Annotated in this window: 22 protein-coding genes; 11 read left to right on the plus strand and 11 right to left on the minus strand. The window is 67.4% G+C overall.

The annotated features are described in order from the left end of the window. The first annotated feature begins 37 nt into the window (after window positions 1–37). The 4 genes from PY310_RS10930 (at window position 38) to PY310_RS10945 (ending at window position 6,834) form a co-directional block, all read left to right on the plus strand. Window positions 38–988 (plus strand): MIP/aquaporin family protein, encoded by a 951-nt coding sequence (locus tag PY310_RS10930; RefSeq protein ID WP_275214403.1) that lies wholly within the window; start codon window positions 38–40, stop codon window positions 986–988. Window positions 989–1,080: 92 nt separating this feature from the next. Continuing rightward, window positions 1,081–2,259, plus strand: coding sequence for an exonuclease SbcCD subunit D (locus PY310_RS10935; RefSeq protein ID WP_275214404.1), 1,179 nt, complete (start codon window positions 1,081–1,083; stop codon window positions 2,257–2,259). Further along, window positions 2,256–5,369, plus strand: a complete 3,114-nt coding sequence (locus PY310_RS10940; protein WP_275214405.1) for an AAA family ATPase — start codon at window positions 2,256–2,258, stop codon at window positions 5,367–5,369. The genes PY310_RS10935 and PY310_RS10940 overlap by 4 nt, the downstream gene beginning before the upstream one ends. Window positions 5,370–5,598: 229 nt before the next feature. Next, on the plus strand, window positions 5,599–6,834 hold the full coding sequence (locus PY310_RS10945; protein ID WP_275214406.1) for an MFS transporter: 1,236 nt from the start codon (window positions 5,599–5,601) through the stop codon (window positions 6,832–6,834). Here the strand turns inward: PY310_RS10945 and PY310_RS10950 are convergent. From PY310_RS10950 to PY310_RS10970, 5 genes are all read right to left on the minus strand, one after another. Then, window positions 6,831–7,478, minus strand: coding sequence for a phosphoribosyltransferase (locus tag PY310_RS10950; RefSeq protein WP_275214407.1), 648 nt, complete (start codon window positions 7,476–7,478; stop codon window positions 6,831–6,833). The genes PY310_RS10945 and PY310_RS10950 overlap by 4 nt on opposite strands. A gap of 86 nt (window positions 7,479–7,564) precedes the next feature. Further along, on the minus strand, window positions 7,565–8,005 hold the full coding sequence (locus PY310_RS10955; RefSeq protein ID WP_342755741.1) for a serine hydrolase: 441 nt from the start codon (window positions 8,003–8,005) through the stop codon (window positions 7,565–7,567). Window positions 8,006–8,053: 48 nt separating this feature from the next. Continuing rightward, window positions 8,054–8,443, minus strand: coding sequence for a serine hydrolase (locus PY310_RS10960; RefSeq protein ID WP_275214408.1), 390 nt, complete (start codon window positions 8,441–8,443; stop codon window positions 8,054–8,056). A gap of 72 nt (window positions 8,444–8,515) precedes the next feature. Continuing rightward, window positions 8,516–9,343: an alpha/beta fold hydrolase gene (locus PY310_RS10965; protein ID WP_275214409.1), complete on the minus strand. Its 828-nt coding sequence runs from the start codon at window positions 9,341–9,343 to the stop codon at window positions 8,516–8,518. A 128-nt stretch (window positions 9,344–9,471) separates the two neighbouring features. Then, on the minus strand, window positions 9,472–10,851 hold the full coding sequence (locus tag PY310_RS10970) for an amino acid permease (protein ID WP_275214410.1): 1,380 nt from the start codon (window positions 10,849–10,851) through the stop codon (window positions 9,472–9,474). Between the two features lie 191 nt (window positions 10,852–11,042). Between PY310_RS10970 and PY310_RS10975 the strand changes: the two genes are divergently transcribed. Genes PY310_RS10975 through PY310_RS10995 form a run of 5 tightly spaced genes read left to right on the plus strand, consistent with a single transcriptional unit; the run spans window position 11,043 to window position 16,998 of the window. After that, window positions 11,043–11,753: an NUDIX hydrolase gene (locus PY310_RS10975; protein WP_275214411.1), complete on the plus strand. Its 711-nt coding sequence runs from the start codon at window positions 11,043–11,045 to the stop codon at window positions 11,751–11,753. Continuing rightward, entirely contained in the window at window positions 11,750–13,093 is a 1,344-nt protein-coding gene (nadA, locus tag PY310_RS10980) for a quinolinate synthase NadA (RefSeq protein ID WP_275214412.1), read from the plus strand. Before PY310_RS10975 ends, nadA begins: the two co-directional genes overlap by 4 nt. Window positions 13,094–13,128: 35 nt before the next feature. Beyond that, window positions 13,129–14,964: an L-aspartate oxidase gene (locus PY310_RS10985; RefSeq protein WP_275214413.1), complete on the plus strand. Its 1,836-nt coding sequence runs from the start codon at window positions 13,129–13,131 to the stop codon at window positions 14,962–14,964. Then, window positions 14,961–15,833 (plus strand): carboxylating nicotinate-nucleotide diphosphorylase, encoded by an 873-nt coding sequence (nadC, locus tag PY310_RS10990; RefSeq protein ID WP_275214414.1) that lies wholly within the window; start codon window positions 14,961–14,963, stop codon window positions 15,831–15,833. Before PY310_RS10985 ends, nadC begins: the two co-directional genes overlap by 4 nt. Window positions 15,834–15,840: 7 nt before the next feature. Continuing rightward, window positions 15,841–16,998 carry a cysteine desulfurase family protein gene (locus PY310_RS10995; protein WP_275214415.1) on the plus strand — a complete coding sequence of 386 codons (1,158 nt, stop codon included), beginning with the start codon at window positions 15,841–15,843 and terminating at the stop codon, window positions 16,996–16,998. Between the two features lie 87 nt (window positions 16,999–17,085). Here the strand turns inward: PY310_RS10995 and PY310_RS11000 are convergent, their stop codons facing one another. The 3 genes from PY310_RS11000 to PY310_RS11010 form a co-directional block, all read right to left on the minus strand. Next, window positions 17,086–17,577 carry a GtrA family protein gene (locus PY310_RS11000; RefSeq protein WP_275214416.1) on the minus strand — a complete coding sequence of 164 codons (492 nt, stop codon included), beginning with the start codon at window positions 17,575–17,577 and terminating at the stop codon, window positions 17,086–17,088. Between the two features lie 17 nt (window positions 17,578–17,594). After that, window positions 17,595–18,443, minus strand: a complete 849-nt coding sequence (locus PY310_RS11005; protein ID WP_275214417.1) for a fumarylacetoacetate hydrolase family protein — start codon at window positions 18,441–18,443, stop codon at window positions 17,595–17,597. A 105-nt stretch (window positions 18,444–18,548) separates the two neighbouring features. After that, a complete protein-coding gene (locus PY310_RS11010) occupies window positions 18,549–19,211 on the minus strand; it encodes a DUF1684 domain-containing protein (RefSeq protein WP_275214418.1) in 663 nt (220 codons plus the stop codon). 96 nt (window positions 19,212–19,307) lie between these two features. Here PY310_RS11010 and PY310_RS11015 point away from each other — a divergent pair, with 96 nt between their 5' ends. Beyond that, complete coding sequence (locus PY310_RS11015; protein WP_275214419.1) at window positions 19,308–20,135, plus strand: hypothetical protein; 828 nt, start codon at window positions 19,308–19,310, stop codon at window positions 20,133–20,135. A gap of 70 nt (window positions 20,136–20,205) precedes the next feature. Further along, a complete protein-coding gene (locus tag PY310_RS11020) occupies window positions 20,206–21,012 on the plus strand; it encodes a transglutaminase-like domain-containing protein (RefSeq protein ID WP_275214420.1) in 807 nt (268 codons plus the stop codon). 22 nt (window positions 21,013–21,034) lie between these two features. Here the strand turns inward: PY310_RS11020 and PY310_RS11025 are convergent, their stop codons facing one another. The 3 genes from PY310_RS11025 to PY310_RS11035 form a co-directional block, all read right to left on the minus strand. After that, window positions 21,035–21,505: a MarR family winged helix-turn-helix transcriptional regulator gene (locus PY310_RS11025; RefSeq protein ID WP_275214421.1), complete on the minus strand. Its 471-nt coding sequence runs from the start codon at window positions 21,503–21,505 to the stop codon at window positions 21,035–21,037. After that, entirely contained in the window at window positions 21,505–22,614 is a 1,110-nt protein-coding gene (locus PY310_RS11030; protein ID WP_275214422.1) for an LLM class flavin-dependent oxidoreductase, read from the minus strand. The genes PY310_RS11025 and PY310_RS11030 overlap by 1 nt, the downstream gene beginning before the upstream one ends. Window positions 22,615–22,726: 112 nt before the next feature. Beyond that, the gene (locus PY310_RS11035) at window positions 22,727–25,948 is read right to left on the minus strand and encodes an efflux RND transporter permease subunit (protein WP_275214423.1); all 3,222 of its coding nucleotides are present in this window, start codon (window positions 25,946–25,948) and stop codon (window positions 22,727–22,729) included. Window positions 25,949–25,952 lie beyond the last annotated feature (4 nt).

Below are 25,952 nucleotides of genomic sequence, written 5' to 3' on the forward strand. Positions count from 1 at the left end.
CGCGAACCGACGCCCCCAACGATTAGGACTCCACGCCATGACCACGCCTGTTCCCGTCCACCATGATTCCGCCTCCGGGCCGGCAGCAGGCAACAGTGCCGATGCCCGGCCCGGGCTGGTCGCCAGGCTGTCCGCGGAAGCTTTCGGCAGCCTCTTCATCGTGGTGGCCGGCCTGGGCGTGCCGCTGTTCTCCATTCCGCAGTCCAGCCCGCTGCCCGCAGCGCTCGCAGCCGGCCTCGCCGTGACGGCGGCCATGCTCGCCTTTGGGTACGTCTCAGGCGGCCATTTCAACCCGGCCGTGACGGTGGGTCACGCCGTCGCGGGGCGGATCCGCCCCGTCGACGCGGCAGCGTACATCGCCGCCCAGCTGGTGGGGGCGATGCTCGGCGCCCTGGCGCTGTTTGGCATCCTTCGTACCTTGCCGGGCATCCAGGACAGCAGGACCGCGTTCGACACCGTGACTGCCGGCTTTGGTGAGCACTCGATCATCCAGGCGCCCATGGCCGCCGTCCTCCTGCTCGAAGTACTCGGAGCGGCCATCCTGGTGGCCGTGTTCCTGGGCACGACGGCCCGCAATAACCTCAACAAACCGGCCGCAGCCGTTGCCGTGGGCCTGGCCTTTGCGGTGTTGCTGCAGCTTGGCCTGTCCGTGGGCAACGCCCCCTTCAACCCGGCCCGGGCCACCGCCTCCGCAGTGTTCAGCTCCAGCTGGTCCCTTGAGCAGCTGTGGCTGTTCTGGGTTGCGCCGCTTGTGGGTGCCGGGATCGCCGGCCTGGTTTTCCGCGGTTTCGCCGCAGGGGATGCTCCGGCCGCTGCGGTGGCTGACAGCGACGCCCTTGATGCTGCCGGTCCTGACGATGCTGACGCTGCCGACGCCGAGGCCCGCGACCTTGAATTCTCCGACGCCGAGGGTCCTGTTGCCGCCCCCGCGCAGAGCCGGGGCCGCCGGGACGAGGCCCAGGAATTCTTCGACGGAAAGCGCGGCTAGGAGCTCTGGCGCGGACCCGTCAGCGGAGCCCTCAGAGACAGTCTGCTGCGGCGGTTGCCAAAACTGTCGGTGGCAGCCGATAGCGTAGGAATATGCGGTTATTGCACACATCGGACTGGCATTTGGGCCGGTCCTTCCACGGCGTCGGAATGCTGGACGCCCAGCGGGCATTCGTCGATCAGCTCGTCACAGCTGTCTCGGCGCAGGGGATTGACGTTGTCCTGATCGCCGGTGATGTCTATGACCGCGCACTGCCCGGCGTGGACGTTGTGGGCCTGCTGGATGACGCCCTGGTCCGGCTGAGCGGGGCCGGCGCCACTGTGGTCCTGACCAGCGGCAACCACGACTCCGCCATCCGGCTGGGTTTCGCCTCCCGCCTGCTTGAACGCGGCGGCGTGCATCTGCGGACCAGGCTGGCTGACCTGGACCAGCCCCTGATCCTGCCTTTGGAACCGGACGGTGATACTCAGGGCGCCGTTCTGGCCATCTACGGCATTCCGTGGCTGGAGCCGCGGCTCGTTGCGGATCAGCTCGGTGCCGAGCCGGCCAGCCATTTTGCTGTCACGCGCGCCGCTACAGACCGAATCCGGGCGGACCTGGCCCGGCGCAGCGCACAGGGACCGGTCCACTCGGTGGTCCTCGCCCATACGTTCGCCAGTGGCGGTATCAGCTCGGACAGCGAGCGGGACCTCAGCATCGGGGGAGTGGGCGCGGTCCCGCTGGATCTGTTCGATGACTTCAGTTACACGGCTTTGGGCCACCTGCACGGACGCCAGACCTTGTCCCCAACAGTCAGGTATTCGGGTTCGCCCCTGGCCTACTCGTTCTCCGAGGCCAACCATGTCAAGGGAAGCTGGATTATCGACGTCGGCCCGGACGGCGTCACCGGCATCTCGGAACTGTCGTGGGAGGCCCCGCGGAAGCTGGCTGTCCTGCGCGGCAGCATCGACGAACTTCTTGAGTCCGGGGATCACACCTGGGCCGAGGACGCTTACTGCCAGATCACGCTGACCGACGCGCAGCGCCCCCGGCAGGCCATGGAGCGGTTGCGGGCACGCTTTCCGGACACCCTGGTCCTGGGTTTTGATCCGCAGGGCGGCACCGCCAGGGCGTCGGCAAACTACAGCACCCGGCTTGCCGAGGCCCGGGACGACCTCGCCGTCTGCTGCGGCTTCCTGGACCACGTCCGCGGCCGTGACGCCGATGAGGCCGAGCAGTTGGCGCTCACCGCGGCGCTGGACAATGTGCGGCTCCGGGAGGCATCGCTGTGAGGATTCACCGCCTTTCCATCGCCGCGTTCGGCCCGTTTGCCGGCACCGAGGAAATCGATTTTGACAGGCTCAGTGCCCACGGCCTGTTCCTCCTCAACGGACCCACCGGGGCCGGCAAGACCAGCGTCCTGGACGCGGTCTGCTTTGCGCTGTACGGATCAGTTCCGGGCGCCCGCCAGGACGCCAAAAGGCTCCGCAGTGACCATGCCGAGCCTTCACTGGAGCCCGCGGTCACGTGCGAGTTTTCCGCGCAGGGGCGGCATTTTGAAGTGACCAGGTCACCTGCATGGGACAAACCGAGCACCCGCGGCAAGAACGGCTTCACTACCCAGCAGGCCAAAACATTGTTGCGGGAACGGATCGCCGGGGCGTGGACGGACAGGTCCGGGCGTAATGACGAAGCCGGTGCCGAGATCACGGCACTGTTGGGCATGGACCGGGAGCAGTTCACCAGGGTGGTCATGCTGCCCCAAGGCGACTTCGCCGCCTTCCTCAGGTCCAAGGCGAGTGATCGCCTTGAACTGCTGCAAAAGCTTTTTGGGACCCAGCGGTTCGAAGCGCTGGAGCAGGAACTGAGTGCCCGGGCGCTGGCCGCGCGGAACGATGTCGCGAAGCTCAACGGGGACCTTGAGTTGCTCGCATCCCGGGCGGAGAGCGAAGCTTCGTCACTGGCCGATGGTTCGGTCACCGAAACTGCGGCGGCCGACCACGTAGCCCCGGAGCCGCGGGGCGGAGAACCCGCTCCGGAGGAGCCAGGCGCCCGGATCGGCTGGCTCCAAGCGGCGGTTGCCCGTCGCGCCGCAGGGCTAACTGCAGCCGCCGAGGCAGCGGCAGCAGCAAGTGAACTCGCGTCAGCCCGGCTCGAAACGGAGACAGCCCGGCACGATCGCCAGCGCCGGCTCGCCGCAGCCAGGGAAAGGAAGGCCGCTGTCGAGGGGGAGCTGCCCGGCCTCGAAATGAAGGCCGCGAGGCTCGAGCGGCATCGCGGTGCCGAGGTACTCACCGGGCAGCTGCAGGCTGTCAGGTCCAGTGAAACCCAGGTCCGGCATGCCGCGGGGGCTCTGGAAGCTGCCATCACGCTCCTGCGGCTGGCCGCGGACGAGGACCCTGAACTGGGTCAGCTCGACCTCAGCGCCATGGATGCGGACGGTGTTGCGGACGGCGCTGCGGCCCTCGACGTGGCGGGCGAGCTCAACCGGATCCGGTCACTGTTGGCAGTGGTTGAGGCGCGTTTGCCGGACGAGGAGCGCCTCCATTCGCTGGCCGCCAGGCGAACGTCCCTGGACACGCAGCAGCAGCAGCTCAGCCGTACCGACGCTGAGCTGGGCGAGCTCCTTGGAAACCTGCGCGCAGAGCAGTTTGAGCTGACGGCCGGACTGCAGCCCTTGGAGGTTTTGGCCTCCGCCGCAGTGCTGCACGCGAAGGAAGCAGCGGCTGCCGAAGAGCTGCTGGACATCGTCGGGAGGCATCAAGCGGCCGTCAAGGCGCAGGCTCTTGCCGCTCAGCGCCACTCGGCATCCCGGGAGTTCCAACTGGAAACGAAGGCCCGCTGGCTGGACCTCCGTGAGGAAAGGCTTGCGAACGCTGCCGCCGAACTCGCGGCCCAGCTGGCGGAAGGTCAGCCCTGCCCTGTCTGCGGCAGCGAGGAGCATCCGGCACCCGCAAAAGCAGCAGCCTCGGCACTGGGGCTCAGCCAGGCTGAAGAGGCCGCGCAGCACACGAACGAGGAGGCTGAGGCCAAGCTGGCAGCGGACCGGACGGCGCTGGGCGACGCAAACCAGCTGGTGGCCGTGCTGGCCGGCCAGGGCGGGGACACCCCCGAGAGCGAGGCCGCTGCGGCTGTGGCGGCGGCCCGCCAGGCCGCTGACCAGTCCCGGCATGCCGTGAATCAAGTGACAGAGCTCCGGCAGCGGATGGAGGCGGTGGCCGCCCGCATTGCCGCGGCGGAGGACGCCAGGCACGCCGCTGCGGCCGAACTTGCCCAGGCGACCACTGCGGCGGTGGAGGTGGCGGAGAATCTGGCGTCCCTGGACCAGGCCCTCTCCGGCCTCCGGGGCAGCCATCCCAGCCTGGCGCGCCGGCTGCGGTCACTGCAGGAGGCGGCAGCCACGCTTGAGAAAGCCGAGGAGGCGCGGAACCAGCTGGAGAAGGCAAAAGCCCGCGCCGAGGAAGCTCACCTCGAACTGGAACGGGCATTGCCGGATGCCGGTTTCGGCACAGCCGAAGAAGCCAGGGCGCAATTGCTGGCAGCCGCTGAGGCAGCGGCGTTGCAGGCCGAGGTCCGGGCGGGCTACGACGAACAGGCACGGATTGCCGAACTGTTCGCGTCCGAGGAGCTGGTGCTGGCCGTGCAGGAAGCGGCTGCCGGCCCGGCAGTCAACGATGAACTGCTGGCCGGGTTCAAGGCCGCGGCTGCCCAGGCCAGCCAGGCAGCCCGCGACGCCGACCTTGCCGCCGCGATGGCAGCACGCTGCGTCGAGTCGCTGGCCACGATCGGCAGCGAGTACCGGCAGCTCGCAGACTCGGCACGGGAGCCGAGGGAACAGGCCCGGCTGCTTACGGCGCTCGCCGAGACCGCCGCCGGCCGAGGCGAGAACACCTACCGTATGAGCCTCAACAGTTACGTCCTTGCGGCAAGGCTGGAACAGGTGGCGCTGGCGGCCTCGGAGCGCCTCGTGGCCATGAGCGACGGCCGTTACCTGCTCCAGCATTCCGATGCCAGGGCCGCCCGCGGCGCAAAGTCGGGGCTGGGCCTGGAGGTGGTTGACCAGTGGACCGGGCACCGCCGCGACACTGCCACACTCTCCGGCGGTGAATCCTTCATGGCCTCACTTTCCCTCGCCCTGGGTCTGGCGGATGTCGTCCAGCAGGAATCCGGCGGCATTCAGATCGACACGCTCTTTGTCGATGAAGGCTTCGGAAGCCTGGATGAGCAGTCGCTGGAACAGGTCATGGATGCGCTGGAAGGCCTTCGCGACGGCGGACGCGTGGTGGGCCTCGTCAGCCATGTGGGGGAGATGAAGCAGCGCATCGGGACGCAGCTCCAGGTCCTGAAGGGAAGGAACGGCTCCACGCTCCGGATCTCCGATGCCGCCGAAGTGCTGGTGTGATCCGGATATAATCGGATGGTTACCGGGTTGCGTGCATCGGGAGGAGGGACGATGCGCATGACTGAACGAGCCCGGAATCTTGAACCCAACACCTCTGTCTTCCCTGTCAGCTTCAGCGGAAGCACCCGCGTCGCCAACTGCATCGAGTTCTCCGGCGGCCTGCGGTAGCGCCACTGATCCGGCCCCTACCGTTCCGGCCGCCCCTGCTGCCCTGGCTCCCGCCGCCGGTTTGGCCGCACCGCCCGCCGGCCGCTTCGCCAGGCTGCCGCACCTCGCCGGCCGCAGTTTCATCCCGCTCGGCCTGTTTGCCCGGCTGCCTCTCGCCATGCTCACAGTGGGCACGCTCACCCTGGTCACCTCCGCCAGCGGCTCCTATGCTGCCGGTGGCCTGGCAGCCGGTGCCGTGGGGATCGGCGCTGCCCTGGGCGCTCCGGCTTTCGGTGCCCTGGCAGACCGTCACGGGCAGCGGCCGGTCCTCCTGGTGGCCGCAGTGCTCAACGCCTTGGCCGTCCTGGGCCTGCTCGGTGCGGCCTGGCTGGCGGCCGAAGGGGCCCTTCCCGCCGCGCAGGTTGTGGCGGCCTTCCTCGCGGGGGCAACGTGTCCGCAGGTCGGCCCGCTGGCCCGCGTCCGCTGGATTGCGCTAACCTCCCGCAACAACGGCAAAGACAATGGCCGCGACCTGGACACCGCGTTGTCCTACGAGGGCACGGCCGATGAGCTGACGTTTGTCCTCGGCCCGGCGCTGGTGGGCATCCTCGCCAGCCTGGTTGCCCCGTGGCTGCCCCTCGCCCTGGCCGTGGTGATGACCCTTACCCTGGTTCCCGCGTTTGCCGTGCACCCCACCCAGAAGGCGGTGCCGTTGAAACGGGGCGGCGGCGCCCGCGCAGCGAGGATTCCGGCTGCCGTGGCCCTGCCCGTCCTGGCCATGGTGGCCATGGGCACCTTTTTCGGGTCCACCCAGACGGCCCTCAGTTCTTTTTCCGCCAGTTTCGCCACGTCCGAGCTTGCCGGGCTGCTCTATGCCGTCATGGGGTTAAGCTCGGCCGCTGCCGCCCTGTCGGTTGCCTACTGGCCCCGGAGCTTCAAACCCGTAGCCCGCTGGGTGGTCAGCGCAGCACTGATGGCGGGCCTCGCGCTGTTGCTGCTGGTGCCGGACTCGCTGGGCGGCATGGTGGCGGTGCTGCTGGTCCTTGGCCTGCCGGTGGGGCCCGTCATGGTTTCCGTGTTCACCATCGGCGGCATGGTTGGCCCGGCTGAGCGACTCGGGACGGTAATGACCGCGCTGGCCAGCGGGATCGTGGCGGGCACGGCGCTGGGAGCGTTCCTCGCCGGACAGCTCGCCCAGACGCAGGGCTATACTGCTGCATTTGTGGTGCCGGTTGTTGCCGCGGCCTGCCTTTTGGTGCTCGGCGTGGCAACTGCCGCCCTGCTGCGGAGCCATCGGCCCCAAGAGGCGCGGGACTAGGTACGCAGGAAACTGATGGCATCCTCATCGGTCAATTGCTCAAAATGCCGGTAGAAGCTTCCCACGGCGCGGAATTTACCCGGCAGGTGCAGGCAAAAAACCGCATCGCAAACCTGGGACACGGCGGTGTAGGCCTCCACTGATCCGACGGGGGCTGCGGCCACTACAGTTCCTGCGCCGGAGGACCGGACCGCTTCCACGGCCGCGCGCATCGTGGCCCCGGTGGCCAGCCCGTCGTCGACCAGGAGGACTGTCTTGCCGGTGAGATCGTGGCTGATCGCCGGATATGTTTCCGCCCGGCGGAGGAGCTCGGCACGCTCACGGGCCTCCACCACATCCAGCCACTCCTGGCGGACGCCGTGCTCAAGGACCTGGTCGATCAGGTGACGGTTGAGCAGCCGCACGATGCGCCCCCCGGACCACGCCAGGGCACCGAACGCAGTTTCATCGTGGCCCGGAATCCCGAGCTTCCTGACCAGGACGGCACCCAGGGGAAGATACAGGGCCTTGGCGGCTGCGGCCGCCACCGGAATGCCGCCACGGGCGAGTCCCAGCACTATGGCATCGGGGCGTTCGCGGAACTGCGTCAGCACCGACGCCAGCCGCTCACCGGCATCGGTGCGGTCTTCAAAACGCGTGTTCATTGGCCCCTCTTCGGCTGTTTTAGCCCCCGCTTCCAGCGTACCTTCTGCGGCCGCGGCGGGAACGGCTGTCCCGCGTTGGTCCGGACTCAGAAGAGGGCGGCGGTCACGGCCGTGGTGATGTCGTGGATCAGTGCCGTCCGCTGTGGAACGTCATCCAAGCCCCCGCCTTTGGTGTAAACCACCAGCACGAAGCTCGCTGCGGATGTCGAGAGGATGGCGGCATCATGAAGTTCGCCGTCGAGGAGCCCGTACTTATGGAACACGGTCACACCGGACGGGACGGCTGCCGGAATGAGGTCCTCAACGTTGGTGTCCTGCATGTAGGACAACAGCTGTTCCGTGTGTTCGGCGTTCAGGAGCCGGCCTTCGGAGAGTTCCGCCAGAAGGTGGGCCATGTCCGAGGTGGAGAGCGTGTTTACTTCAGGGTCGTACGCGATATCGAGGGAGGCCGCATAGGCTGAAAGCCCGGCCAGCCCCACGGCCTGCATGAGCAGGCTCCAGGAATCATTATTGCTGTCCTGGATCATGGACCGGAGCTGGAATCCCGAGGTGTAGGCGCCCAGTTCATCGTCAAGCTAGGCCGAGCCATCCTCGACCAGACGGTAGTACGCCGCAGCGGTCAGGACCTTGGCCGTACTCGCTGCCTCGAACGGTTCCTCCACGCCGTACTGATGCAGCTGGCCGCCAGCGGTATCCATCAGCGCCACCCCAACCTGGTACTGGCTGTTGGCGGCGATGATGGTTTCGATGGCGCTGCCGAGGCTGGCGTCAATGACGCCGGCACCTGCCCCGGCATCAGCTCCGACCGAAGCCCGCATTGCCCGGCCCGGCGACGGCACCGCATGTGCCAGGGTGTAGACGCCGGCGATCAGGGCAACGGCGAGGAACGCGGCGACGGCCAGGAGCAGGGAGCGGCGCCTGGCAGCCGGGGCGCCGCGGGGGCGCAGCTTGTGTGGATCGTGCATGTGCCGATCCAAACAGGGCAACCTATGCGGGAGCTAAGAAACACCTGTCAGGCGGTCATACCCCAAGAACGTTCAGACCCCCAGGAAGGAGATGGCTCCCTGTTTGAAGACCCGGCTGGTAATGGCGTTGGTGTGGTTCCGGCCGGGCAGCACCAGCTGTTCGGTCATGGCGCCCGCCCGGAGGCCGAGTTCGGCAAGCTGGGCCATGGTGGCGGCCCGCTCGTCCTTGTCGCCGGCCACCAGGAGCATGGGCATGTGGGGCACGGCTTCGGCCGGGTCGAAGGGTTCAGCCTTGATGGCCTCCACCAGGGAAAGTAACGCGAAAATGTTGTTGCTGGGCAGGAGCATGGCCATCTTCAGCAGCCCGGCCGTGGATTCGTCCGCGATGGGCGTGCCGTCGGCCAGGTAGCGCTGCGCCGCAATCAGGTCGAACGAGGCCAGGGGATCGGCGATGTTCGGTCCGCCCAGGACCATCCGATGAACCAGTTCCGGCTGCGTGGCGCCAAATTCCCAGGCCAGCCGCGAGCCCAGCGAATAGCCCACGACGTCAACCCCGCTGGCGGGGTCACCTTCGTGCACGGGCCGCACACCGGCGTCGAACACTATCTGCAGCAGGTCCGCGCGGATCCGGCTCGGCGAGTAGGAATCCAGGTCCTCCGGGGCGCCGCTGCGGCCGTGGCCCGGCAGATCCACGGTAATCACGCGCCGGCCGGCGTCCCGGAAGGCCGCGATCCAGCCGGTGTCCTCCCAGTTCAGCTTGCTGGAGGAAGAAAACCCGTGGAGCAGCAGGACGGGCCGGAGCCCGGCATCGGCGTCCGGATCATGCACCTCAACGTAAAGCTGGGGGTCGGTGCCCTCCACGGTGTGCGAATGCATTTCGCCGGTGTGCCTGCCGCTCATAATGTCAGTCCTCGTCAAATACGGCGCTCAGGCTGACCCGGCGCTTCGGTGCGTCATCCTCGCACCACTTTACCTGCCTGCGGAACGTGCTCTTCAACAGCGGATTTCCGCGTCAGCGCCCGCCCAACCTACTCGGGCCGGCGGGCGCGGGCGGCAACCCGGGCACCCACCCAGCAGGCGGCGGCGAGGCAGGTGACCAGGGCGAAGGTGCTCAGCAGTTGGATCCGGCTGCTTTCGGCGCTGAACCCGACGGCGAAGATCACCGCGAGCAATACCAGACCAAGCACTGTCAGGCCCGGGAAGCCCTTCATGCGCAGGGGCAGCCGGGTCCCGTCCCGGTCGGCCCGGCGCCGCAGAATCAGCTGTGAGACCAGGGCCGTGCCCCAGACCACCAGGCAGGTGGATCCGACAAGCTGGAAGAGGGCCGGCAGGATCCGGTCCGGGATCAGCAACTCCAGGACTGTGGCGAAGAAGCCGAAGGCCACCGACACGCCCACCGCAATCACCGGCACGCTGGTGCCGTTGAGGCGGGCCAGGAAGCCGGGCGCCTCGCCGCGCTCCGCAAGCGAGTACACCATGCGGGAGGCGCCGTAGAGGTTCGCGTTCAGTGCGGAGAGAAGCGCGACGACGGCCACCAGGGTGATTGCCGTGCCCGCGCCGGGGATCCGGGCGGCGTCCAGCACGCCCGCGAAGGGGGATGCCAGCCCGCTTGAGGTGACCGGAAGGACGGCGGCAATAACAAAGACGGAGCCGATGTAGAAGATGAGGATGCGCCACAGGACGGTCCGCACCGCCCGGCCCACACTGTGCTCCGGATCTTCGGTTTCCGCGGCCGCGACGGCCACGATTTCGGTTCCGCCGAAGGCGAAGATCACGACGAACAGCGCCGTCGCGATGCCGCCCAGCCCGGCAGGGGCAAAGTCGGAGGTGATGTTTGCCAGTCCCGGTGACGCGACGTCGGGGAGGATGCCCAGCAGGAGCGCTGCCCCGACGGCGAGGAACAGGACGATGGCGAGCACTTTGAGGATGGCGAACCAGAACTCGAATTCGCCGAAGTTCCGGACTCCCGTGAGGTTGATGGCGGTGAAGACCACCATAAAGATCAGCGCCAGGGCCCAGACCGGGATGACAGGCCAGACGGTAAAGAGCAGCCCTGCCGCACCGAGGGCCTCGGCGGCGATGACCACCACCAGCTGGAGCCACCACAGCCAGCCGACGGTGGCGCCTGCCGTTTTGCCCAGGGCCTTTTCGGCGTAGACGGAAAACGCCCCGCTGCTGGGGTTTGCCGCCGCCATCTCGCCCAGGGCCCACATGACCAGGATGATCAGGGTTCCAGCCACCAGATAGGACACCAGCACGGCGGGTCCGGCCGCATGGACGCCGGCCCCGGATCCCAGGAACAGCCCTGCGCCGATGGCGCTGCCGAGGCCCATCATGGTGAGCTGCCGGGGTTTCATCGAGTGACCGAGGTGGGATACCGGCCGCGCTGCTGTGGACTTCGATGTCATGCGTGTAAACCTTCTTGGGGATAGGGGTCCCCTCAAAAAGGGACCTCTTGAACTTACCCCCTTGGCCCGCGGTCCGGCGAAACATTTGGAATCAGCGGAAAGTGGTCGTAAAATCAGTTCTAGTCAAAATGACTTTAACTCGATCACGGGCCGCCGGCCCGGTGCGCGCAGGAGACGGAGGGTGAGCCGGTATGTACCTGAGTTCGGCCAACGTCTCCGAACGTGCCACGGCGGCCCCGCTGCTTGCCATCTCCACCGTCATCTTCGCCCTGCGCCCGAGCGAGTCCTCGGGCCGGCCCACGCTGTGGATTCCGCTGGTCCGCCGGATCCGTGAGCCGTACAAGGGTCTGTGGGCCCTCCCCGGCGGACCCCTGGCGCACAACGAATCGCTCCAGGATGCGGCGTCGCGGAACCTGCAGGAGACCACTGGCCTGGCCCCGAGCTACGTGGAGCAGCTCTACGCATTCGGCGGCCTGCACCGCTCGCCTTCTCAGCGCGTGGTGTCGATCGTCTACTGGGCGTTGGTGCAGCCCACCGAAGCCGCCCTCGCCGACGAATCGGAGAACGTGAAGTGGTTCCGCGCGGACAAGGTAGGCGAGCTCGCGTTCGACCACAACGCCATTGTGGACTACGCGCTCCGGCGGCTGCGGAACAAGCTGGCCTACGGCTCGGTGGCCTACCACTTCCTGGGCGAATACTTCACCCTTGCCCAGGTTCGCGAAGTTTACGAAGCCGTCCTCGACACCCGGCTGGACCCGGCGAATTTCCGCCGCCAGCTCAAATCCACGCCGGAGATCGAAGAGACCGGCGAATACCTCCAGGGCGGCAAACACCGGCCGCCACGCCTCTACCGCTTCACCGGCCGCCCCGGCCTCGACCCCGATAACAGGAGCACACCATGAGCAGCGTCAACACAGCCATCCAGCTGATCACGCGCGAGCAGGCCGACGCCGCAGCAGGTGCCGCCCGCCGCACCGCCGCAGGCATAGGCACAGGTACAGCCACGGCTACCTGCAGCCCTGCCTTGGCCAAGGGCCCATGGGAATACGACCTTGCCGAGGCGCTCGCCGGTGCTCCGGCCTACGGCCCCGGTGCGTCCAGCGCGGACGTTGCCCCCGCCGCAGCCCCCCGGCAGGGCCAACTGCCGGAGGAGTACAAACTGGCCAGTGACGCCGAGCTTGACGTCCGTATTCGCGCCGCCAAGGAAAAGCTCGGCGACCGTGCAGTGGTCCTGGGCCACTTCTACCAGCGCGACGAGGTCATCCAATACGCAGACTTCGTGGGTGACTCCTTCCAGCTCGCGAACGCCGCGCTCACCAGGCCCGACGCGGAGGCCATCATCTTCTGCGGCGTGCACTTCATGGCCGAGACTGCGGACATCCTTTCCACGCCGGAGCAGGCCGTCATCCTCCCCAACCTCGCCGCCGGGTGTTCCATGGCGGACATGGCGGACACGGACTCCGTGGAGGAGTGCTGGGAACAGCTGGAGGAGATCTTCGGTACCGAGGCCGACGCCGAGGGGCGGGTTCCGGTCATTCCGGTCACCTACATGAATTCCTCCGCAGCCCTGAAGGCTTTCTGCGGCCGCAACGGCGGGATCGTCTGCACCTCCTCCAACGCGAAGCTGGTTTTGGAATGGGCCTTCGAACGGGGTCAGCGGGTCCTGTTCTTCCCTGACCAGCACCTGGGCCGCAACACGGCCAAGGCCATGGGCGTGCCGCTGGAGCAGATGCCCATGTGGAACCCGCGCAAGGAACTCGGCGGCAACGACGAACAGGCCCTGCTGAACTCCCGCGTCATCCTGTGGCACGGCTTCTGCTCGGTCCACAAGCGCTTCAACGTGGGCCAGATCGAGAAGGCACGCGCAGAGTTCCCGGGCGTGAACGTGATTGTGCACCCCGAGTGCCCCATGGAGGTGGTGGACGCCGCCGATTCGGCCGGTTCCACCGACTTCATTAAGAAGGCCATCGCCGCGGCCACCGAACCCACCACGTTCGCGATCGGCACGGAGATCAACATGGTCAACCGCCTCGCCGCCGAATATCCGCAGCACACCATTTTCTGCCTGGACCCCGTGATCTGCCCCTGCTCCACGATGTACCGGATCCACCCGGGCTACCTCGCCTGGGTGCTGGAGGAGTTCGTGGAAGGGCGAATCGTCAACCGCATCACCGTTGACGATGCCGTCCAGGACAACGCCAAAATTGCGCTCGAGCGTATGCTCGCCGCCCGCCCCCTGTAGTCCGCCGCATCACCGGAAACCGAATCGAGCCTGCCATGACAGCAGAGAAACAGACCCCGCGGCCGCGCCCCCGGCGGCTGATCGTCGTGGGGAGCGGCATCGCCGGACTGTACGCCGCGCTGCTTGCCGCAGAGGCCGGCGCGGACGTGGTGCTCCTGACCAAGGCGGCGCTCGCGGACAGCAACACCTTTTACGCCCAGGGCGGCATCTCCGCCGTCCTGGACGAGCCGGCGCCCGGGGATACCGTGGCCGCGCACATCGCGGACACGCTCAAGGCCGGGTCCGGCCACTGCAATGAAGCGGCCGTCCGCGTACTCTGCACCGAGGCCCGCTTCGACATTGCCGGGCTGCAGCGTTTCGGCGTGCGTTTTGACCTGGACGACGACGGCGACCCCGCGCTGGGCCTCGAAGCGGCCCATTCCGCGCCGCGCATCCTGCACGCCGGCGGTGACGCCACCGGGGCGCGCGTGGCCCGGGCGCTGATCCGCTCCGTCCTGGCGGCCGGGACCGCGGGGAGAATCCAGGTCATCGGGGGCGCGCAGGTGACGTCGCTGCTGCAGGGGGCGGGCCGTATGCGGGGAGCCAACTTCCTCCATGACGGGAAGGAACTGGCAGTCCATGGCGACGCCGTCCTCCTGGCCACCGGCGGAGCGGGCCGGCTGTTCGCCCAGACCACCAATCCCGCCGTGGCCACCGCCGACGGACTGGCGCTTGCCTGGCGTGCCGGGGCCGCCGTGGCGGACCTCGAGTTCTTTCAGTTCCACCCCACATGCATGGTCCCGCCCGCCGTCGGCGGAACGGACAGCCACGGAGCAGGAACCACCAGCGACCCCCTCCTGATCTCCGAAGCCGTCCGCGGCGAAGGCGCCATCCTGGTCGACGCCAACGGCGAACGGTTTATGCCCGCGTACCACCCCGACGCCGAACTCGCCCCGCGGGACGTAGTCTCCCGCAGCATCGCCCTGCACCTCGCCGCACTCGGCGACCCCAACGGCCACGTGTTCCTCGACGCGTGCGCCATCGAGGCCCGGCGCGGCGAAGGCTTCCTCGCGAGGCGCTTTCCCACCCTCAGTGCCCGGACGCGCGAGGCCGGCATCGACTGGACCCGCGAGCCCGTGCCCGTGGCACCGGCCGCCCACTACTGGATGGGTGGAGTGGTCACCGACCTCCACGGCCGGACCTCGGTACCCGGGCTGCTGGCTGCGGGCGAAGTTGCCTGCACCGGGGTTCAGGGCGCTAATAGGTTGGCCAGCAACTCTTTGCTTGAGGGACTTGTCTTTGGGCGCCGGGCGGTTGAGGGGTTCCTCAGTAACCTACCGCCGCGGGACACCGATGCTCCGCGTGCTGTCCCGGCCGCGGGCGGCCTCCCCTTGACGCACGCTTCCGCACCGCTGTCCGGCGACGTTGCGGGGGAAGCCCAGACAACAACGGCGCCTCCGAAACTTCCGGAACTGCCGGTGGTGTTCAATGATGCGTCAGCGTCCGGTCCTTGGCTGTTTGAGACTGTTCCGGCACCTGGGCCGGTTGAGACGTCGTTTGCGGCCGGGGAGTTTTCTCGTGGGGACCTTCGGCGGCTGATGACTGCCCATGCCGGGGTGATCCGGGACGGGGCGTTGTTGCGGGAGGCGTCGGCTGTGCTGGGGGCCTGGGCTGCCGATGTTGTTCCTTTGCAGGCACCCGACTCGCTCGATGCCCGGGAGCATGAGGATGCCAATCTTTTGTTGGCCGCCCAGCTGTTGGTGCACGCGGCGCGGGAGCGGCGGGGGTCCCTCGGCGCACACTACCGCCGGGACAGCGGGACATCAGAGGCCGCCGTCGAACCTTTTGACCAGCGTTACACCATGAGCCGGAAAGCGAGCCTCGTCCAATGACCAGCCTGACCCTCCCCGCAGCACCCGTCCGGGACATCCTGGAACGGGCGTTTGCCGAGGACGCGCCCAGTGGCGACATCACCTCCCAGCTGCTGATCCCGGCCGAGGCCCGCGCCACCGCCGTGCTCAACGCCCGGGTCCCCGGCGTGTTCAGCGGCGGAACCGTGTTCCGCGACGCCATGCAGCTGGTTGACCCGGACACGGACGTGGAGCTGCTGCTCGCGGACGGTGAAGCGTTCGACGCCGGCACGCACCTGGCGCGCGTCACCGGCCGCGCCCGCTCCGTCCTCCTCGCCGAACGCGTCGCGCTCAACCTGGTCCAGCGCATGAGCGCCATCGCCACCATGACGGCCGAGTTCGTGGAACGTGTGGGCGGAACCAAGGCGCGGATCACGGACACCCGCAAGACCACCCCCGGACTGCGCGTCCTGGAACGGTATGCCGTGCGCTGCGGCGGGGGAGCGAACCACCGCTACAGCCTCTCCGACGCAGTCCTCGCCAAGGACAACCACCTCGCTGTCATGACCGGGGGAGACCCTGCCAAGCTGACCGGCCTGCTGGCCGCGGCCAAAGCCCAGCTGGGGCACACCACGCACTTTGAGGTGGAGGTGGACAGCGCCGAGCAGATCGAACCGGTGCTGGCCGCCGGGGTGGACACCATCATGCTGGACAACTTCACCATCGATGAACTCCGGGCCGGAGTGAAGCAGGTGGACGGGAGAGCCATCGTGGAGGCCAGCGGCAACGTGAACCTGGGAACCGTCGCGGAGATAGCCGCCGCGGGTGTGGACGTCATCTCCATCGGCGGCCTGACCCACAGCGTCGCCGCCCTGGACCTCGGCCTGGACGTCGAACTTAGGGCCGGCTGACCCGGCCATGATCTTCCTCGACGCCGCCGCCACCACACCCGTCCGCCGTGAGGTACTGGACGCGATGTGGCCGTACCTGAGCGGCGAGTTCGGGAACCCTTCAAGCCACCACACCCTGGGCGAGGCCGCGGCCACGGCGCTCGCGGACGCCCGCGCTGCGGTGGCCAGGGTGCTCGGCTGCCGCCCCGGCGAGGTCACCTTCACCTCCGGCGGCACGGAAGCGGACAACCTGGCCGTCAAGGGGATCGCACTCGCCCGGCAGGCTGCGGATTCCACGCTCAACCGGGTGGCGATCAGCGCCGTCGAACATCCCGCCGTGGAGGAGTCGGCGCGGTACCTGGAACGGTTCCACGGCTTCACCGTGGACGTGGTTCCGGTGGACGGCACCGGGCTGGTGACGCCCCGGGCGCTCGCAGCCGTGCTCCGGCCGGAGACTGCGCTGGTCAGCATCATGTATGCCAACAACGAGGTAGGTACCGTCCAGCCGGTTGCGGAACTGGCTGACCTGGCGCGCGCCCAGGGCATTCCCTTCCACACCGACGCCGTCCAGGCCGCTGGCTGGCTGCCCTTGGATGTCAAGGCGCTCGGTGTGGACGCCCTCAGCATTTCCGGCCACAAACTGGGGGCCCCGAAGGGCTGCGGCGTCCTGTACGTCCGCGGCCGGACCCGGATCGAGCCGCTGCTCCACGGCGGCGGCCAGGAACGCGGCCGGCGGTCCGGGACGGAGAACGTGGCCGGTGCCGTTGGCCTGGCCACAGCGCTGACCCTGGCACAGTCCGCCCAGCGGCAAACCGCACAGCACGTGGCAGCGCTGCGGGACGTTTTCATCCGGGATGTCCTCAGCTCCGTTCCCGGAGCTGTCCTCACCGGGCACCCCACGGAGCGGTTGCCGTCGGTGGCCTCGTTCTGTTTCCCTGGGACCAGCGGCGAATCGGTGCTGCTGGAACTGGAGCGGCAGGGCGTGGTGTGTTCCAGCGGCTCAGCGTGTGCGGCGGGTTCGGATGCGCCTTCACCGGTCCTGATCGCAATGGGCTACGAGCCGGAGGTGGCGCAGACGGCGGTGCGGTTCAGCTTCACGGCCTCGGTGACCGCCGAGGAACTGGCAGCCGCCGCCGACGCCGTGGGTGCCGCCGTCGGAAGCGTCCGGACCCTCGGCCGCCGTTAATCTCCCGCCTTCCCAACTAGGTAGCGCTATCTGACGTTTTGGGCCCTCAAAACGACAGATAGCGCTACCTAGTTGGGAGAGGGAGGGTCAGATGTGGCGGGCGCGGCGGAAGATCCAGTGCCGCAGCAGGGTGAACCGCACGGCCGTGGCAACAAAGCCGGACAGGGTGGTGGTCCAGAGTTCGTCGCCGACCGTGGCCCCCGGATGCACCGCATGCAGGACCCCCAGGCTTCCTCCGGTGATGACCAGCGCGATGGCAATGAGGATCAGCCCGTTCAGGTGGTCCTGCGCCCGCTTCCGGCTGGACGTGATCTTAAAAGTCAGGCGGCGGTTCAGAGCCGTGTTCATGACCGATGTCACGATCAGTGCGGCCGCGTTGGCGAGCTGGGGGTCAATCCACTGCCGCAACAGCGCATAAAGCGCCAGCGAGGATGCAGTGCAGATGACGCCCACACCGGTGAAGCGGATGAGCTGCCGCACGGCCGGGAACCTGAAGATTCCGGGATAGTGCCTGGTGGCCGGCGCCCGGCGGGTGGGCTGCTGCGTCAGCTGGGCGACAGGCGCAGCAGGGGATTCCATGGGTCAAGCCTGACACATCAGGCCCGTGCTTCCTCCCAGGACGCAGCTTTGACGGGGTTGGCGAGTTCGCCGATGCCCTCCACCCGGCACACCACGGTGTCGCCCGGCTGGATCCGCGCACATTCCGCGGGGAAGCCGGTGAGGACCAGATCTCCTGCATGCAGGGTCATGAACGAGCTGAGGTAGACCAGGATTTCGTCCACGTTCCAGCCGAGGTCGGCACTGCTGGCGGGCTTGAGTTCCGTGCCGTTGTGGACAATGCCGATGGCGAGGTCCGTGTCGTCGAGTCCGGTGACAATCCACGGGCCAACGGGGGTGAAAGTGTCCTGGCTCTTGGCGCTGATCCACAGTTCGTCCGACTTCTGCAGGTCCCGAGCGGAGACATCGTTGCCTATGGTGAAGCCCAGGACGGCGCTTCGGGCGGTTTCCAGCGTCAGCCCGCGAACGGTTCGGCCCATGACCACGGTCAGTTCGGCCTCCGGGTCCACGTAACCGACGGCGGAGCCCAGTTCAATGGCCTCGCCAGGACCGATGACGCTGGTGGCGGCCTTGTGGAAGGCCTGTGGCGGAAGGTCACGCCCGGCCTGGCCCGTGTTGTGCGCCATGCCCAGCACGTTGGCAGGGACGGACGGCGCCAGGAAGGTGAAGGAGTCCTGGTCCACTGCAGTGCCGGTATCCCAGCCGGGCCGCGCCGGGCTGCCGGCGTTTGCCGGGGATGCCGGGAAGGGGGATTCCACCACGGTCCAGGACCGGCCCGCCGGCGAATCGAAATCGCGGGCATCGTTGGCCACAAAGAAATGTTCCCCGGCTGTGGCGGGGGAGAGCGGGCGGACGCGGGCAAGGCGGCGGAAGGTGCTGGAAGTCATGCAGACATCCTACGTCCTCTGTGAAACGTCCGACGGCGGCCCTACCCGCGGGTGCGCGGCTCTCCGGCAGGCGGCTGTCCGGCAGGCAACTGCCCGGCCGGCGGTTCAGTACAGTTCGCCCACCGGGATCTCCACGGCAAGGCGGTTGGACGGGCCGGGCAGCGGGCAGGCCCAGGCATCGTTGTACGCGCATGACGGGTTATAGGCGAAGTTGAAGTCCAGGACGAACTCTGCGCCGGGCCCGGAACCATGCACGCCATGGAAGGCGCCCTTGATGGTATCCAGCAGGTATCTTCCGGCGCCGTAGGTGCCGCCGGGCTGGCCGGCAGTGGCGTCCCGGAACGGCACGAAGATGCCGCCGCCGTACCCGTGCAGCTTCCACACTCCGAGCTGGCCCAGCTCGGGAAGGTCAAAGGTGCCCAGCCGGATAAACCGGATCACACCGTCGGTGGTGGTCTCGGCGGTCATCTCCCGCCCGGCCCCTTCCGGAGTCAGCGGCACATAGAAGCGGTACACAGGATCGTAATCGGCCGTCTTCAGGCCGGAAAACTGTTCCTTGGCCTCAGGTGTGAGGGCGGACGCCGGGTGCGTCCCGAACATGCGGTCGCGTTCATGGCGCCACAGCGAATGGGCCTCGGCGGGGTCATCGGCGGCGATTCTGCGCACGGTCTCGTACAGGGCGAACGTCCGGAGCCGCCAATCCGCTATGTCGAGGGCAGAGATCTCCGCCTGGCCCGCTTCATCTGTGCCGTAATGCTCATCCCTCATGCTCCCCACCCTAGCCCTTTGGCTGGGGGGAGGGGCCGACGGCGACACGAGGTTCCTGTTCTCCGGTCCTCTTTTACCTGCCGATAGGCTGGCGGGATGAGGAGCAGGGCGACATTCTGGGGATTTCGGGCGGCGGCGTTACTGATGGCCGGGACCCTGGCTGCCGGATGCAGTGCCCCCGGCGGCGGCAGCAGCCCGGCGTGGACGGCGGAGCCGGGCACGTCCTCCGGGTCCGCCCCGGGCCGCACGGGCACTCAGGGCAGTACGGGAACGCAGGGCACTCCATCGGCGTCGAAGCCGGTCGCCGGGAGCGGTTCGGCTGCCGCGACGCCCGGCCCGGCCGCCACGGCAAGCGCGTGGAAGACCTTTACCGACCCCGGCCGGACCGTCAGTTTTGACCTGCCCGAGGAATGGATCGCCCAGTCCGTCACCCCCGAGGACGGGACCCTTCCCGGCGCGCTGAAAATCGAGGTGAAAAAACAGGACGGCACCTTCATGGCGGCCCTGCGGACCGGACTGCCGCCGTCGGAGGTTTTGTGCCCGGACAGCGGGAAGAAACCCTATGTGGTCATCAGCAGCGTGCCGGTGGCACTGCCCGGCCTTGCCGGCGAAGGCACCATCGCGCCGCACGCCGTGTACCGCGTGATTCAGGGCTACCGGTACTTCGGCTCGTACGGCATCACGAACATCGTGGGCGGGGCGGATGGTCAGGCCTGCGAACTGCGCAACGTGGTCCGCGGCCCGGCGGGCAAAGGGGACTATTCGTTCGGTGACGTGATAGCCCTGAAAGCCTTTGCGCCCGATGAAAAGGTGGCTCCCGCCAAGGCCTTTGACACCCTTGACCAGGCCGCCAAGTACGTCAATGAGGGGACGGACTTCGCGAACGTGCAGCGGATGCTAATGTCTCTGGAGATCAAAAACTAGCCCCGCCGCCGGCGCCATCACCGCCGGGCCGGAGCGGCTGTTCTGCACCTACCTCATACCCCGGAGATACATGGAACGCACCGTTGCCGCACGCATGGTTTTTAAGACCGTGGCTGACACCAAGGTGGCTTTGGCCATTGCCGTAGCCAGGAACCCCGGCTACACCTCGTTTGACGAATCCCTCACGGTCACGGCCGGCGGGTCTGCGGTCCCGTTCCACGAACTGGCCGACTATCACGGCGGACGCCTGCACTACATGGAGTTTGCTGACCCGGCCGAAGTGACGGTTGACTACTCGGCGACGGTGGTGGGCAGGGCGGAGCCGGAGGAGTCAACCCTGGCGGAGCTCATCCGGTATGTCCGGCCGAGCCGCTATGCGGAGTCCGACCGGCTCCTGCCCACCGCCTACGCGGAATTCGGTGGCCTGCACGGGGAGGAACTGCTTCAGTCCGTCCGGAACTGGGTCTACGGGGAGTTGAGGTACATCAGTGGTTCGTCCCGGGGGACGGACGGCGCCGTGGAAACGCTCCTGCACCGCCGGGGGGTGTGCCGCGACTTCGCGCACCTGGCGATCGCGCTGCTCCGTTCGAAGGACATCCCGGCACGGCTCGCGGCCGTGTACGCGCCAGGCCTGGCGCCGATGGATTTTCATGCCGTGGCAGAGGGCCACATCAATGGCGCCTGGCATGTCATCGACCCCACGGGGCTGGCCCCGCGGGAGTCGATGCTGCGGATCACGGCAGGCCGCGACTCCTCGGACACGGCATTCCTGTCCACTGTGGGCGGCCGGCTGACCCTGAACGAGCTCCGCGTCACCGCGGTGGTCAACGGCCAGCTGCCCGTTGAGGATCCGGCCAGGCTGCTGGTCCTGGGCTAACGCGTTCCCCAACCGCGGCGGCTCACTTGACGGGTTTGGCTGCCACGGATTGGCGGAGCTTGTCCGTCAGCCGCTGAAGCTCTTTCTGCTCCGCCGCCGTCAGGGCGGGTCCCACCAGGTCGGAGATGTCCCGCACGTGTTCGCGGCCGATCTCCTTCTGCAGGGCCGCCCCCTCCTCCGTGAGCTTGAGCAGCACGCCCCGGCCGTCGTCGGGTGCGGGCATCCGGTCCACAAGGCCGCGCTTTTCCAGCCGCTCCACCAGCCTGCTGAGGCTTGACTGGCTCAGCAGGACGTGGTGGTTAAGCTCGTTGAGGCGGAGCCACCCGGAGGGGCACCGGGAGAGCGTGAACAGGACGTCGTACTCGTTGATGGCCACATCGCGGAACGCTTTTCCGGCCTGGAGCCGGCGCATCACCGCAACCTGTGCCCGGAACAGGGATTCCCAGGTTTCCGCGGCAAGGCGGCTCGGAGCTTCTTTCCCTTCGGCAGCCATCACGCCTCCGATGGTGCTGTTTCGCTGGCCCGGGATGCCATGAGTGCAGCAACGCGGCCGGCGTGGGTGGGCGGTTCCGGAACGTGGGCCGGCGTCTTCTCGGCGTATTCCTTGCGCAGCACCGGCAGGACTTCCTCGCCGAACAGGTCCAGCTGCTCCAGCACGGTCTTCAGCGGCAGGCCTGCGTGGTCGATCAGGAAGAGCTGGCGCTGGTAGTCGCCGAAGTACTCGCGGAACGACAGGGTCTTTTCGATGACCTCCTGCGGGCTGCCCACGGTGAGGGGGGTCTGTGAGGTGAAGTCTTCCATCGAGGGGCCGTGGCCGTAGACGGGGGCGTTGTCGAAGTAGGGGCGGAATTCCTTGACGGCGTCCTGGGAGTTCTTGCGCATGAAGAACTGGCCGCCGAGGCCCACGATTGCCTGATCGGCCTTGCCGTGGCCGTAGTGCTCGTAGCGCTCACGGTAGAGGCCGATCAGCTGCTGGTAGTGCTCCTTGGGCCAGAAGATGTTGTTCGCGAAGAAGCCGTCGCCGTAATAGGCGGCCACTTCGGCGATCTGCGGCGTGCGGATGGAGCCGTGCCAGACGAAAGGCGCGACGCCGTCGAGGGGACGCGGGGTGGAGGTGAAGTTCTGCAGCGGGGTGCGGAACTTACCGGACCAGTTGACGGTGTCCTCATCCCAGAGCCGGCGCAGCAGGCTGTAGTTCTCGATGGCCAGTTCCACGCCGTCCTGGATGTTCTTGCCAAACCACGGGTAGACGGGGGCGGTGTTGCCGCGGCCCAGCACCAGGTCCACGCGGCCGTCGGCCAGGTGCTGCAGCATGGCAAAGTCTTCGGCGATCTTGACCGGATCGTTGGTGGTGATCAGCGTGGTGGCCGTCGAAAGGGTGATCCGCTCAGTCTGCGCGGCGATGTACGCCAGTGTGGTGGTGGGCGAGGAGGAGAAGAACGGGCGGTTGTGGTGCTCGCCGATGGCGTAGACATCCATGCCGATTTCTTCGACCTTCTTGGCGATCGCCACGGACGCCTTGATGCGGTCGTTCTCCGTGGGCGTCCGGCCGGTTGTGGGGTCAGTGGTGATGTCACTGACGCTGAATACGCCGATTTGCATGATTGGCCTTCCGTTCCTGGACTTCTCTGGGGTTGCTTCCACTATACCCTGATTTTCATGCGTTTGCATGTATCGACAGGTATAACGCAGCACGGAACGGAATATTCCCTTTTTATTCGGGGTTCCCCGCGGCGGCGCGGCGGCCGCTGACCTTGGGGGTCATGCCGGTGGTCCAGTCGCTGAATTCCGCATCGACGTCGTCCGGCGCCGCAAACTCAGGGCGCTCCTGCATGGCGCGCAGCAGTGTTTTGCGTTCCCGCCGGCCCTCCACAAGACGGTACAGAACCGGCACCAGGACCAGTGTTAGTGCAGTGGAGGAGACCAGCCCGCCAATGACCACCACCGCCAGGGGCTGGGAGATGAAACCGCCGCCCCCGGTGAGTCCCAGGGCCATGGGCGTCAACGCGAACACGGTGGCGAGGGCGGTCATCAGGATGGGGCGGAGGCGCTGCCGCGCGCCGTGCGTGATGGCGTCCGCCACCGTCATTCCGGGCAGGCCGTTCCGTGGCTTCCGGTACTGGTTGATGAGGTCGATGAGCACGATCGCATTAGTGACGACGATTCCCACCAGCATTAGCATGCCGATCAGCGAGGGCAGGCCCAGCGGGACTCCGGTGGCCAGCAGCAGCGCAACGGCGCCGGTGGCGGCAAAGGGAACCGAGACCAGCAGGATCAGCGGCTGGACCAGGGACTTGAAGGTGGCCACCATGATGACGTACACGATGGCGATGGCCGCGAGCAGCGCCAGGCCCAGCTGCCGGAACGATTCGGCCTGCTGCGTGGTGGCGCCGCCGAGCTCTGCCGTCACACCGGCGGGCAGGCTGACCGCCGCGAGGCGCTTCTGCACCTCCGCGTTCACCGCGCCAAGGTTGGAGCCCGACGGCGTGACGGAGACTTTCGCGGTCCGCTGGCCGTTGCTTGAGGTGATGGAGACGGGCACGTCCACCTGCTCAACGCTGGCGATGCTGCCCAGCGTCACGGGGCCGGCTGCCGCCGGCAAGGGGATGCTGCGCACCGCGTCGATGCTGGTGAACCGGGTGCCCTTGCCGATCTGGACTGGGAAGTCGTTGGTGTCGATCCGTACCGTGCCGGCCGGGACAGGGCTGATGGTGGCGGCCAGGACGCCGGCCACCTGCTGCTCGTTGAGGCCCGCGGCCACCGTTTTGGCGCGGTCCACCTTGACCTGGACCACCGGTTGGCTGGCTGCCAGGTTGGTGCTCACTTCGCTGGTCTCCGGGACACCGTTCATGGCTTCCACCACGGCGTCGCTGGCGGTGCGGAGGTCCGCGGAGGTAGCGGCCTTGATGGTGATGTCCACCGTGGAGGATGTGCCGAAGCCACCTTGCTGGGAGCCGACAGTGACTTTTCCGGCTCCGGCCACGTCGGCCAGTTTGGTGCGTACCGTGGCCTGGAGCTTTGCCTGGTTCACTTTCTCGTCGGTCACCACGGTGAACGTGGAGTTGGAGGAGCCGGAGGAGGTGAGCGCGGCGAAGCCCGCCTGGGCATTGCCGGATGTGACCTGGACGTTCTTGACGCCATCGATGCCGCGAAGGACTTCCTCAACCCTTACCGCAGCGGAGCTGGTTTCGGCCAGGCTTGTTCCCGCCGGCATCACCTGCCGGACGGTCATGCTGTTCTGGCCGGAATCGCCGAGGAGGTTGGTGGCCAGGAGCGGGGTCATCGCCCCCGTCCCGCCGAGCACCAGGAGGGCCGCCACGAGAGTCCACACGGGATGTTTCTGGGTCTTGCCCAGAATTGGCAGGTATGCGCGCTGGAGCGGGCTCTTCTCTTCCGACTCGTGTGCCTTGGCCCGGGCCGCGGCCGCAGCCTCACGGGCGGCAGCGGACCCGGGCGCGGCAACAGCCGGGCTCTTCAGGAACCAGTAGGCCAGGACCGGGACGATCGTCAGCGAGACCAGCAGCGATGCCAGCAGCGCCATGGTGACTGTCAGCGCGAAGGGCCGGAACAGTTCGCCGGCGAGTTCGCCCACAAAAGCGATCGGCAGGAAGACGGCCACGGTGGTCAGGGTGGAGGCGGTAATGGCGCCGGCCACTTCGCGGATCGCGGTGAGGATCGCGGCCACTTTCTCCTCGCCGTAGCTGAGGTGGCGCTTGATGTTCTCGATCACCACGATGGAGTCATCCACCACCCGGCCGATCGCGATGGTGAGGCCGCCCAAAGTCAGAATATTCAGCGAATAGCCCGTCGCCGAGAGGCCGATGAAGGTCACCAGAAGCGACAGGGGAATGGATACCGCTGTCACCAGGGTGGAGCGTGTGGACATCAGGAACACCAGGATGACGGCCACCGCGAAGCCCAGCCCGAGCAGGCCTTCGGTGGTGAGGTCCTTGATGGACTTTTCGATGAACGGGGCCTGGTCGAAGACGGGGGTGAACTTGGCGTTGGATCCCAGTTCAGCCTCAAGCCCGGCCAGCGAATCGTTCACGGCGTGGGAGATCCCCACGGTGTCGCCTTCAGGCTTCTTGGTGACCGAAACCGCGAGGGTTTCCTGGCCGTTGGTGCGGGTAATGGACGTGCGCTCATTGTCCTTGAGGCTGACGTCCGCGACCGTGCCGATGGTGGCGCCGTTCTTGGCACCGCCGAGGGGCAGCGCCTTGATGGCGTCCAGGGAGTCCACCGGGCTGCCGATCTGGAGGGACAGGGTTTTGCCCTGTTCCTCGATGGTGCCGGCCGGGATCAGCGATCCGTTGTTGCTCAGCGCGTTTCGGATTGATTCGATGGTGGCGCCGCTGGCCGCCATCGCCTCGGGCCGCGGCAGGACCTCGATGTGCTGGGTGGCGCCGCCCGTCACGTCGGCACCCCGGACGCCGTCGATTTTCTGCAGCCTGGGAACGGAGAGCCGCTGGAGATCGGAGTTCAGCTCGCTCAGCGGCTTGTCCGAGGACACGGCCAGGAACACGATGGGGAAGTCGCTGATGCTGCCCGCGAAAGCCTGCGGCTGCACGTCCGCCGGCAGGGAACGCTTGGCGTTGGAAATGGCACGGTCGATCTGGTTCCGGGCCCGGTCAAGATTTGTCCCGTACGTGAAGACCAAAGTGATCTGGGATGAGCCGTTGCGCGAGGTGGAGGAGGTTGACTCCAGACCCTCCACACCGTTCAAAGCGGTCTCCAGCGGCGCGCTGACCTGCTTGTCCACCACTTCCGGGGACGCGCCGGGCATGGGCGTCAGAACCGTGATCTGCGGAAACTCGATGGAAGGGATGAGTTCCTGTTTCAGCGATGACATGGTGATCACGCCGAACACCGATGCGAACACGGTGATCAGCGCGATCAGTGCCCGGTTTGCCAGGGAAAGTTGTGCCAGCCGGAACATCGCT

This window comes from Pseudarthrobacter naphthalenicus, assembly GCF_029076445.1.
GTDB classification, from domain to species: domain Bacteria; phylum Actinomycetota; class Actinomycetes; order Actinomycetales; family Micrococcaceae; genus Arthrobacter; species Arthrobacter naphthalenicus.

Excerpts from the sequence above, each read along its gene's own strand:
- nadC (WP_275214414.1), top strand. The coding sequence starts at position 14,961 with ATGACCAGCCTGACCCTCCCCGCAGCACCCGTCCGGGACATCCTGGAA.
- PY310_RS10960 (WP_275214408.1), bottom strand. The coding sequence starts at position 8,443 with ATGCACGATCCACACAAGCTGCGCCCCCGCGGCGCCCCGGCTGCCAGG.
- PY310_RS11035 (WP_275214423.1), bottom strand. The coding sequence starts at position 25,948 with ATGTTCCGGCTGGCACAACTTTCCCTGGCAAACCGGGCACTGATCGCG.
- PY310_RS10985 (WP_275214413.1), top strand. The coding sequence starts at position 13,129 with ATGACAGCAGAGAAACAGACCCCGCGGCCGCGCCCCCGGCGGCTGATC.
- PY310_RS10950 (WP_275214407.1), bottom strand. The coding sequence starts at position 7,478 with ATGAACACGCGTTTTGAAGACCGCACCGATGCCGGTGAGCGGCTGGCG.
- PY310_RS10935 (WP_275214404.1), top strand. The coding sequence starts at position 1,081 with ATGCGGTTATTGCACACATCGGACTGGCATTTGGGCCGGTCCTTCCAC.
- nadA (WP_275214412.1), top strand. The coding sequence starts at position 11,750 with ATGAGCAGCGTCAACACAGCCATCCAGCTGATCACGCGCGAGCAGGCC.
- PY310_RS10965 (WP_275214409.1), bottom strand. The coding sequence starts at position 9,343 with ATGAGCGGCAGGCACACCGGCGAAATGCATTCGCACACCGTGGAGGGC.
- PY310_RS10930 (WP_275214403.1), top strand. The coding sequence starts at position 38 with ATGACCACGCCTGTTCCCGTCCACCATGATTCCGCCTCCGGGCCGGCA.
- PY310_RS11015 (WP_275214419.1), top strand. The coding sequence starts at position 19,308 with ATGAGGAGCAGGGCGACATTCTGGGGATTTCGGGCGGCGGCGTTACTG.
- PY310_RS11030 (WP_275214422.1), bottom strand. The coding sequence starts at position 22,614 with ATGCAAATCGGCGTATTCAGCGTCAGTGACATCACCACTGACCCCACA.
- PY310_RS11000 (WP_275214416.1), bottom strand. The coding sequence starts at position 17,577 with ATGGAATCCCCTGCTGCGCCTGTCGCCCAGCTGACGCAGCAGCCCACC.
- PY310_RS11010 (WP_275214418.1), bottom strand. The coding sequence starts at position 19,211 with ATGAGGGATGAGCATTACGGCACAGATGAAGCGGGCCAGGCGGAGATC.
- PY310_RS10955 (WP_342755741.1), bottom strand. The coding sequence starts at position 8,005 with ATGATCCAGGACAGCAATAATGATTCCTGGAGCCTGCTCATGCAGGCC.
- PY310_RS10975 (WP_275214411.1), top strand. The coding sequence starts at position 11,043 with ATGTACCTGAGTTCGGCCAACGTCTCCGAACGTGCCACGGCGGCCCCG.
- PY310_RS10995 (WP_275214415.1), top strand. The coding sequence starts at position 15,841 with ATGATCTTCCTCGACGCCGCCGCCACCACACCCGTCCGCCGTGAGGTA.
- PY310_RS11020 (WP_275214420.1), top strand. The coding sequence starts at position 20,206 with ATGGAACGCACCGTTGCCGCACGCATGGTTTTTAAGACCGTGGCTGAC.
- PY310_RS10970 (WP_275214410.1), bottom strand. The coding sequence starts at position 10,851 with ATGACATCGAAGTCCACAGCAGCGCGGCCGGTATCCCACCTCGGTCAC.
- PY310_RS11005 (WP_275214417.1), bottom strand. The coding sequence starts at position 18,443 with ATGACTTCCAGCACCTTCCGCCGCCTTGCCCGCGTCCGCCCGCTCTCC.
- PY310_RS11025 (WP_275214421.1), bottom strand. The coding sequence starts at position 21,505 with ATGGCTGCCGAAGGGAAAGAAGCTCCGAGCCGCCTTGCCGCGGAAACC.